General features: G+C 61.5%; 1 protein-coding gene. It reads right to left on the reverse strand.

What is annotated here, in order from left to right; all coding sequences use genetic code 11:
- Window positions 1–131: 131 nt before the first annotated feature.
- On the reverse strand, window positions 132–764 hold the full coding sequence (locus D6877_RS27165; RefSeq protein ID WP_095181294.1) for a TetR/AcrR family transcriptional regulator: 633 nt from the start codon (window positions 762–764) through the stop codon (window positions 132–134).
- Window positions 765–1,138 lie beyond the last annotated feature (374 nt).

A 1,138-nucleotide genomic window follows, 5' to 3' on the forward strand; every position in this document is an offset into this window, starting at 1 on the left:
GTGAGCCCTGCGGGGTTTTTTGTGCCTGTCGCGGATTCGGCGGCGCGGCTTTCGCGAGCAGGCTCGCTCCCACAGGGGAACGCATTTCAAATGTGGGAGCGAGCCTGCTCGCGAAAGGGCCGGTGCATGCGCTAGAGATTTCTTTTGGGTAAATATGGCGGAAGGTACAACCCGATATAGGCATCAAATACGCGCATCCCTTCCTCGGCCATGCGCGGGGTGATCTGCCCGTGCTGCTGCACCGAACGGGCATAAACCCGGTCGCCCAGCTCCATCGCCAGGGCAAACACATCGACATCGTCCGGCAGCCTCGGCAATTCGAAATGCTGGTCGAACAACTTGTGCATCAGGTCGCCCAGTTCCAGATCGTGCTGGCGGTCAGCCTGGGTCACTTCGGTCAGGCCGTGTTGCGCCAGAATCAATTGCCGCGCGGCCGCATCCTGGTCGTAGATCTCGAGCATGCGCTGTTCGACCAGTCGCGACAGATCACGCCAGTCGCGTAACGCGTCGTGATCGATCGGCGCTTGCAGGCAGGCGCGGAAGGCTGCGTGGACATCGGCGGTCAGCGCTTCGAGCAGCGCCGGTACGCTGGCGAAGAAGTGATACACGGAGGAGGGCGGAATCTGCGCGCGCTCGGCGACGCTGTAGATCGACAGACTGGCCACGCCCTCGGCCGCCAGCAGCGTGCGCGCGGCATCGAGTATCGAATCGATCCGCGCCTGACTGCGGGCACGGGGTTTGCGAACGGTGGCGGGACGCGTCATGGAAGTCTCCTGCGGGGCAGCGCGCATTGTACGCGGAGCGCCCGGTGTTCGACATTCCTGAGTGGCAGACTGTGGCGAGGGGATTTATCCCCGTTGGGTAGCGAAGCGACCCCAAATCCAGCCAATGCGGTGTATCAGCAAAATCTGGTCATCAGGTTTTACGACTGCTTCGCAGCCGAACGGGGATAAATCCCCTCGCCACAGAATCAATACCCCGCCCTTGTGGGAGCTGGCTTGCCAGCGAACCGCCGCAGGCGGCCATAAAAAAACGCCGTGGGCGCGAAGCCAACGGCGTTCCTTTGGACGTTACAACGCTTACACGGTATGCAGATACCAGTTGTACTCAAGGTCGGAGATGGAGTGTTCGAACTCCT

It is taken from the genome of Pseudomonas sp. Sample_9, from assembly GCF_004307535.1.
GTDB lineage: Bacteria > Pseudomonadota > Gammaproteobacteria > Pseudomonadales > Pseudomonadaceae > Aquipseudomonas > Aquipseudomonas mercuritolerans.